Origin of the sequence: Actinomadura sp. CNU-125 (assembly GCF_001942465.1) — a bacterium.
GTDB lineage: Bacteria > Actinomycetota > Actinomycetes > Streptosporangiales > Streptosporangiaceae > Spirillospora.
Genome location: NZ_MKJY01000227.1, coordinates 1 through 8635 on the forward strand (window position 1 = coordinate 1; position 8635 = coordinate 8635).

At 74.9% G+C, this 8635-nt stretch carries 5 protein-coding genes and 1 pseudogene; 5 read left to right on the top strand and 1 reads right to left on the bottom strand.

From position 1 onward, the window contains the following. The 5 genes and pseudogenes from BJF79_RS55825 to BJF79_RS25320 all read left to right on the top strand — a co-directional run. A pseudogene (locus tag BJF79_RS55825) lies at positions 1–1155 on the top strand (hypothetical protein); the annotation flags it as partial. Next, on the top strand, positions 1155–1547 hold the full coding sequence (locus tag BJF79_RS25305) for a hypothetical protein (RefSeq protein WP_143220156.1): 393 nt from the start codon (positions 1155–1157) through the stop codon (positions 1545–1547). The pseudogene BJF79_RS55825 and the gene BJF79_RS25305, both read left to right, overlap by 1 nt. Then, positions 1469–3460, top strand: coding sequence for a hypothetical protein (locus BJF79_RS25310; protein ID WP_143220157.1), 1992 nt, complete (start codon positions 1469–1471; stop codon positions 3458–3460). Before BJF79_RS25305 ends, BJF79_RS25310 begins: the two co-directional genes overlap by 79 nt. Positions 3461–3462: 2 nt before the next feature. Continuing rightward, positions 3463–5766 (top strand): hypothetical protein, encoded by a 2304-nt coding sequence (locus tag BJF79_RS25315; RefSeq protein WP_075901043.1) that lies wholly within the window; start codon positions 3463–3465, stop codon positions 5764–5766. A gap of 11 nt (positions 5767–5777) precedes the next feature. After that, positions 5778–7073, top strand: coding sequence for a hypothetical protein (locus tag BJF79_RS25320; protein WP_075901047.1), 1296 nt, complete (start codon positions 5778–5780; stop codon positions 7071–7073). A 3-nt stretch (positions 7074–7076) separates the two neighbouring features. Here the strand turns inward: BJF79_RS25320 and BJF79_RS25325 are convergent, their stop codons facing one another. Then, positions 7077–8621: a DUF4132 domain-containing protein gene (locus BJF79_RS25325; protein WP_075901045.1), complete on the bottom strand. Its 1545-nt coding sequence runs from the start codon at positions 8619–8621 to the stop codon at positions 7077–7079. Positions 8622–8635: the final 14 nt, after the last annotated feature.

The following is an 8635-nucleotide window of genomic DNA, read 5'->3' on the forward strand; positions in this document are numbered from 1 at the left end:
CGGAACGCCCGCGCGTTCGCGGTGCCGCCGTCGCCGCATCTGCGGGGCGCCGACGCGGCGGAGTTGCGCGCGGCGCTGCGGCGGGCGCGGACGCTCGAACCCGGGCGGACCCGCATCGTGCGGACGCAGCGGGTCGTGCACGGCGCGACCGCGGGCGGCTTCGCGGACGTTCTCGTGGCGGCCCGGTTCGCGCTGCTGAACGACGTGCTGGCGGACGGCTTCGACCACTGGTGGCTGGACCTGTTCGCGACGGTCGACGAGCTGTTCCGCCTGCTCGGCGAGCGTCCGGACCTGTTCGGCGCGGATCGGGTGGACGTGCTGTGGCGGGCACTGCCGACGGCGGCCGAACGGGCCCTCGCCCGTCCCGGGACGCTGCTGCGGCAGGTCCGCGATCTCCTCGACCGGGCGGAGCCGCACTGCCGCCCGGGGACCGAGGACCTGCACCGCGTCCGGTGGTTCCGGGCGGAGGCGGCGGCGGCGGACCGGGGACGCCGACGCGCTGCGGGCCGCGTCGGCGCAGTTCCGCCGAACTGCCGGAGGCCGGACGGTACGCGGGGCGGGCGGCCCTCCTGCGGAGCGGCGCGGTGGTGGATCGACGTGGGATGCGACGAGGAGGCGTTCGCGGTGATGGCGCCGCTGGTGGCGGACGGTGACGAGCGTGAGGACCTGCTGTTGATGCCTTACCTGCGGGCCGGGCTCGCGGAGCGGGCCCGGGAGGTGCACGAGCGCACGTACCGGACGGCGTCGGGGGGCCCGGAGGTCGCCGCGCACCTGGCGTACTGCGCGGAGACGGACGAGCCGGAGCGCGGAGCGGAGATCATCCTGCGGACGCTCGACCTGCTGGACGTCCCGGACCACGACGAGTTCCCGTTCGACCGGCTGGCGGTGACCGCCGCCGCCGTCCGGGTGAGCGAGTCGGTCGTCGCGAAGGGCATCGACCGGACGTGGACCTGGACCTACCCGGACGAACCCGACCAGCCCGACGAACCCGACTGGAGCTTCGCCCGGCTGGCGGACGACTGCCGCGTCACCCTCCGGCTGTACGCGCGGCGGTGGGACGAGATCGCCGGCACGTCCGTCCACACCCGCGCCGCCGACGCGGTCGGGGACGCGCTCGGGGACGCGGTCGGGTGCGGAGCCGGAGGCGGGAGCTGATGGCGGCGCTCGACCGGGAGGAACTGCAGCGGCGGCTCACCGCGGCCCGCAAGCTCGACCCGAACAAGCCCGGCGGCGCGAGCAAGGAGACGGTCGTCGCGACGATGGAGGCCGTCCTCGCCGACGCCGAGGCGCTCGGCGACCCCGAGATGCTCTTCAAGGCCCGCATCGACTACGGGTACACGATGCGCTGGAAGAGCTGGGAGGACAGCTCGTCCGAGCAGGTCATCGCCGAGGTGCTCGGCGTGCTCCGCAAGTGCCTGCTGGCGTGGCACGCGACCCGCACCGCTACCCGGCGAACTACGTCACGGCGATGTGGACGCAGATCTTCAACGTGGTCGACTGGTACACCCGGTTCGACGTCGAGCCCGCCGACCGCGTCCACCGGCTGATCGACGAGCTGGAGCGGTACTGCACGCCGATGCGCCCGTGGGTGCGGTACGCGCTCGACGACGCCCGGATGAAGCTGGCGGCGCGGTGCGGGAACGTCGCCGAGGTCGAGCGGCTGTGGCGGCGGCTGCGGGTGCAGGGGACGCCGCAGGAGCACTACGTGCCCGACGGGCACGCCGCCGCGAACGTGCGCACACTGGCGCGGTTCGGGCTGCACGACCTCGCCCTCGCGGCGGCGGTGCCCGTCCTCGCCGGGCACATTCCCACGCGCGAGGACAGGCTGTTCGAGACGGTCCTGCTGATGCCGTACCTGCATCTGGGGCGGCTGGACGACGCGGTCGAGGCGCACCGGCGCACCGACGCGCCGACCGGGATGCTGTACGAGGACATCGCGGCGCACCTGGAGTTCTGCGCCCGCACCGGGAACGAGCGGCGGGGCATGGACGTGCTGCACCGCAACCTGCGGCTGGCCGGTCTCGGCTGCCGGTACCTCGTCCACTTGTGGACGGCGGCGGCCGCGGCGCTGCTGTGCCGGAGAGTGTGCGAGCTGGGGCTCGACCGGGAGTGGTTCTGGCCGTGCGGATGCGACGAGGACGACTGCGACGACCTTCCGCTCATCAGCTACGCGAAGCTGGGCCGGCAGCTCCGGTGGGACGCGGTCAACCTCGCCCGCGAGATCGGCGAGAAGGACGGGAACACCTACCTCGCCGACCGGGTCGAGGCGCTGATCCGGGCCGAGCCCGTCGTCGACCGGCTCGAACTCGCACCGCCGCGCGCCGACCCGTCCGGCGCCGCAGGCGCGACGGACGCCGCCGTTCCGCGCGCCGACCACCTGGACGTCTCCGACGCGGCCGGGCTGCGCCGTGAGCTCGAACGGGCGAAGACGATCGAGAAGGCGCGGCCGCGCATCGGGCGGACGCAGCGGGTGCTGCAGAACGCGACCGCGGGCGGCCTCACGGACGTGGTCGTGGAGGCCCGGTTCGCGCTGCTGGACGAACTGCTGGCGGAACGCCGCGAATCGTGGCGGCAGGACCTGTTCTCGACGGTGGACGAACTGTTCCGCCTGCACGGCGACCGTCCGGACCTGTTCGGCGCGGAGCGGTCCGGTGTGCTGTGGGAGGCCGTGCCGGTCACCTTCGACCGGGTGCTCGCCTCCCCCGGGCCGCACCTGCGGCAGATCCGCGACCTCCTCGACCGGGCGGAGCCGCACTGCCGCCCGGGGACCGACGACCTGCACCATGTGCGCTGGTTCCGGGCGGAGGCGGCGGCTCGGGTCGGGGACGCCGACGCGCTGCGGGCGGCCTGGGAAGAGTTCCGCGAACTGCCGGGGGCCGGACGGTACGCGGGGCGGGAGTTCGTGTCGCGGAGGGCGCAGTGGTGGATCGACGTGGGATGCGACGAGGAGGCGTTCGCGGTGATGGCGCCGCTCGTGGCGGACGGTGACGAGCGGGAGGATCTGCTGTTGATGCCTTACCTGCGGGCCGGGCTCGCGGAGAAGGCGCGGGAGGTGCACGAGCGCACGTACCGGACGGCGTCCGGGATCCCGGAGGTCACCGCGCACCTGCTGTACTGCGCGGAGGTCGGTGCGGTGGAGCACGGGCGGGAGATCGTCCTGCGGGTCCTCGACCTGTTCCACATCAAGTACGACGAGGATTTCCCGTTCGACACCCTGCGCGCTTACGCGGGCGGGGTCCGCGTGTGCGAGCGGATCGTCGCGTCCGGTCTCGACGAGACGTGGACCTGGCCCGCCGACGAGTGCTGCGAGCCCGAGGACGGCTGGAGCTTCGCCCGGCTCGCCGAGTCATGCCGCGACTACCTCGGCGTGTACGCGCACCGCTGGGAGGAGCTCACCGGCACGGCGTTCCACACCCGCGCCGTCCGCGCCCTCGCCGGAGCGGGAGAGGGGGACGGCTGACGATGGCGGTCACGAAGGACGGGCTGCGCGCGGGCCTCGCCGCGGCGTGGAAGCTCGACCCGATCAACCCCGGCGGCGGCGCGGAGCCGTTCATGAGCGCGATGGGCGCGCTGCTGCCGGACGCCGAGGCGCTCGGCGACCCGGAGATGCTGTTCCGCGTCCGGCTCGGCTACGCGTTCTCGCTGCACTTCAAGGGCTGGAAGAAGCACTCCGGCGAGGTTATGGGCGAACGGCTCGGCGTGCTCCGCGCGTGCGTGCTGATGTGGCACGCCGAACCGCACCACCATCGCGAATCCGACGTCCGGGCCATGTGGTCGCAGATCTACAACGTGGTCGACTGGTACGTCCGGTTCGACGTCGAGCCCGCCGAGCGCGTCCACCGGCTGCTCGACGAGCTGGAACGGTACTGCCCGCCGACCCGGCGGTGGACCCGGTTCGCGCTCGACAACGCCCGGATGAAGCTGGCGGCGCGGGGCGGCGACATCGCCGAGGTCGAGCGGCTGTGGCGGCTCCTCGACGCGCAGGGCCCGCCGGAGGAGCACCTCTACCCGGACGGTTTCGCCTGCGCCGTCGCGACGATGTGGGAGCGGCTCGGGTATCCCGACCGGGCGGCCGCGGCGCTCGCGCCGGTCGCGGCGGGGCAGATCCGGATGGCGACGAAGAACGTGTGGGAAGCCGACCTGATCATGCCCTACCTGCGTCTGGGGCGGGTCGAGGAGGCCGTGGCCCTGCACGAGCGCACGTACCGGCACCCGGACCTGAAACTGGAGGGCGTCGCCGCGCACCTGGAGTTCTGCGCCCGGACCGGCAACGTGGAGCGCGGTATGGACGTCCTGCGCCGCAACGTGCTTCGGCTCGGGAGCAACTGCAATTACGTGGAGGAGATGTGGACCGCGGCGGCCGCGGCACTGCTGTGCGGGCGGGTCTGCGAACTCGGGCTGGACCGGGAGTGGTACTGGCCGTGCCTCTGCGACGACCCCGGGTGCGAGCGGCAGGTGCTGATGAGCCACGCCAAACTCGGCGGGACGCTGCACTGGGGGGCGATCGGCCTCGCCCGCCGCATCGACCGGATGGACGGCGTCTCGCACCTCGCCGAGCGGATCGAGGCGCTCGTCCTCGCCGAGCCGCTCGCCGACGGGGTCGAGCTGCCGCGCGGGGACGGACCGTCCGCCCGTCCCGCCGCTCCCCCGCTCGCGCCGCACCTGGACGCCGCGGACGCCGACGGCCTCCGCCGGGAACTCGGCCTGGCGCGCCCGCTGGAGTTCCGGGACCGGATCGCCCGGACGCAGCGGGTGGTGCAGAACGCGGTCGCGGGCGGCGAGACGGACGTGCTCGTGGAGGCCCGGTTCATGCTGCTCGACGACATGCTGGCCGAACGCTGCGAGACCTGGCGGGCGCAGCTTTTCACCCTGCTCGACGAGCTGTTCCGGCTGCACGGCGAGCGGCCGGGACTGCTGAGCGCGGACCGGGTCGGGGTGTTGTGGGCGGCCTTGCCGGTCACGATGGACCGGGTGCTCGCCCGGTCGGGGCCGCATCTGCGGCAGATCCGCGACCTTCTCGACCGGGCGGAGGCGTGCCGCCGTCCGGGGACCGACGACCTGCACCACGTGCGCTGGTACCGGGCGGAGGCGGCGGCGCGGGCCGGAGACGCGGACGCGCTGCGGGCGGCGTGGGAAGAGTTCCGCGAACTGCCGGAGGCCGGACGGTACGCGGGTCGGGAGTTCGTTCTGCGGCGGGTCAAGTGGCTGGCCGATCTGGGGTGTGACGAGGAGGCTCTCGGGGAGCTGGACGAGGGCGACGAGCGGGAGGATCTGCTGCTGATGCCCTATCTGCGGGCCGGGCTCGTGGAGAAGGCGCGGGAGGTGCACGAGCGCACGTACCGGACGGCGGGCCGGGATCCCGGAGGTCACCGCGCAGTTGGAGTACTGCGCGGAGACGGGCGCGCTGGAGCACGGGGCGCGGATCGTCCAGCGGGTCCTCGACCTGTTCACCCTCCCGGACGACGAAGACTTCCCCTTCGACCTGCTGCGCGCGTACGCGGCGGCGCTGCGGGTGAGCGAAGGGCTCGTGGCGGCCGGGCTCGACGAACCGGAGACCCGGCCCGAAGGCGGGGACTTCCGCGAGGAGGACGACTGGTCGTACGCCCGGATGGCCGACGGGATCCGCAGGTACCTCGGCCCGCACGCACGGCGGTGGGGCGTGCTCCTCGGCACGTCCGTCCACACCCGTGCCGTGCTGGCACTCGCGGACGGCTGACGGCCGAACGCCCGGAAAATGCGGTGATGGCGGGGCGGGCCGGGCAGTAGTGTGCCCGCTCATGGACGAACCGCAGGCGCTACTCGACAACGGCGACATCCCCGGGCTGATCCGGCATCTGCGGGCGAACGCCGAGCAGATGGACCTTCGGGAGCTGGCGCGGCTCACCGAAGGGGCCGCGGCGGCGTCCGGGTTCGACGACCTGCGGGAAACCGCCGCGGTGCTGGCCGGGACGGGCGGCGGCGGGCGGCTCCGGCGGCGCGAGCGGGAGCCCGGCGTGCAGGAGCTTTACGACTTCGGGTACGCCTGCATCGAGCGCGGTGTCGCGGCGCTGGCCGTCCCGGCGCTGCGGGCCGCGCTGGCGGCGCTGCCCGGGGAGGTCGCGCTCGTCCGGGAACTGGCCGCCGCGCTGGAACGCGACGACCGCCACGCGGAGGTGGTCGAGGTGCTGGACGCGAACGCGGCGCTGCTGGAGCCGTGGCCCGACCGGTACCTGCTCGCCTTCAACACGCTCATGTCCGGGGACGCGGCCCGCGCGGAGGAGATCGCGCGGGCGCTGCCGGAACCGGACGAGACGTGGGCGGGCGCCGGGGAGCGGCTGGAGCGGATGCTCGCACGGGCGCGGGCGGTCCGGCCGGTCACGGCGCTGGACGCCCTCGACCTGCGGGGATGGCACTTCGTGATCGGCGGGACGGTGCTGCTGTCGCTGTCGCCGCACGGGTTCGCCGCCGGGATGGCCGGCCGGTTCGCCTACCTCGGCGGCGGATACGGGCAGTGCCGCCGCGCCGTCGAGCGGCTGCGGCTCGTGCTGGACGCCGCCGAAGCGCGGCCGGAGCGGGTGGCGCTGCTGCCCGACCGGTCCAGCACGATCCTGGGACTGGCCGCCGCGGAACTGCTCGGGCTGCCCGCGGAACCGTTCGAGCCGGGACGGCCGGGCACGCTCGCCGTCGCCCACGACCTGAACGACGTGGAGGAGGACGTGCTGCGCGGGCTGTGGGAGCGGGCCGACGGGCAGGTGCTGTTCGAGCACGCCACCTGCTGGACGGCCCCGCCCGCGGTGACCCCCGACGTGAGCGGGCTGCTGCACCAGGTCGCCGTCGCGCCGTGGGGCGCGGGGATGCGCGCCCGCCCGGACGGGTCGGTCGAGCGGACCGAACCGGACGGGCGGCCCGCCGAGGAGATCGCCGCCGAGATCGTCCGGGCCGCGCCGGACGACGACGCGGGCGACGGCGACACCCCGCCGGACCCGGACGGCGCGCCCGCCGCGCTGATCGCGGCCGCGCGGTCGTGCTGGCTCGCCGGGCCCCGCGACGCGGTCCTGTCCCCCGGGCCCGTGCGCAGCTCGCGGTTCGCCTGACGGTCAGCGGGGTCGGCGGAGCGCGGAGTCGATGGCGGCGATCGCCTCCGAGACGGCGCCCGCGGGGAGATCGCCGAAGCGGAGCGGCGGGTCTGCGGGGTCCGGGTCGCGGTAGGGGCTGTCGGCCAGCCGCACGCGGCGGAACGTCTGGTCGGCGGCGTCCTGTGAGTCGTACTCCGGCAGGCCGGGGGCGAGGTCGATGACGAGGCTCGGCCCCGCGACCCGGGCGGCGATCCACGGCCTGCGGCCGTTGATCGCCAACGACTGCCGCCAGTTCCCGGTCCGGAGGAGGGCCCGGACGCCCGCCGCCGGGGCCGTCGCGCCTTCGAGGCGGGCGAGGCGGTCCGAGCGCCGCTCGTCCTCGGTCAGGACGTGGCGGGGACGCCCGAGCTGCGGGAACGGCTGCAGGATCTCGTAGTCGGCGAACACGTCCGCCCAGGCTTTCAGCTCGGCGTCGGTCAGGTCGGCGGGGTGCGGGAGGGCGATGCGGGCGCCGGGGGCGAGGACGATCGTCTCGTCCGACGCGTCGGCGTGGGTGCCGTCTTCGGCGATGCGGAACGACGTGCCGTCGGCGGTCCGCCAGACGAGGCGGCGGGCGAAGCGGCGGACGATCGGGTGCCGCACGAGGTGGGCGTCGAACTCGGCGGGCGTCCAGCCCCGGCCGTCGATCATGGCCGCTTCGAGGCGGGCCGTCCGGTCGGCGGCGACCACGCGGACGTCCCTCCTGAGCCGCGCGAGCCGGTCGCGGGCGGCCCCGGCGCGCTCCGGATCGTCCTTCACGCCCGGCTTGGGGAGGGTCTTGCGGACCCGGCCGTGCTCGTCGTGGACGAACGAGACGAGCTGCTCGTCGAGGACGACCGTGAAGCGGCGCGGGCCGTAGTCGAGGGCGAGGGTGCCGGAGGCTTCCAGGCCGAGGTCGGGGACGAGCCGGTCCGCGAGCTGCTCGGTGGTGAGGCCGTCCGCCTCGGCCAGCCGCCCCAGGTGGAACCGGGCGACGTTGCGGACGGTCTTGGTGCGGGCCCGTATCGCGATGTCGTTCAGGTGCGCCGCCGCCGCGTCCCCGCCGATCTGCGCCATCGCGCGCAGGGCCCCGGACAGGAGGTCGCCGGTGTCGGGCTTCGTCCACCCGGCGGCCCGCGCGGCGAGGCGGTGGACGGTGTCGGCGTCGCCGAACCGGCCGAGGGCGGACAGGACGTGGGAGTGGCGGCCGGTGACGGCCGGGTGCCCGGCCGCCGCCCAGTCCTCGAACAGGCCCCACGCGAACGCGGCGAGGGACGCGGGCTCGCAGGCCGCCGCGACCTCGCCGAGGGCGCCGTCCACGCCGGGGAAGTCGTCCGGGCGGCCCGCCATCGCGAGGAGGAGCACCAGGTTGCGGACGGCGGTCGCCGGGAACTCGCCGCCGCCGTCCCGCAGCACCGGACGGGGCAGCGCGGCGGCGTCCGTCCACTCGGGGAACGGCGGCGGTGTCGCGGGCGGCTGCGCCGGGGCGATCCCGGCGGAGGCGGCGAGCAGGAGCGCTCGCTCAACCGGCTGGCCCCACTGAACCATCCGCTTTCAGAAGT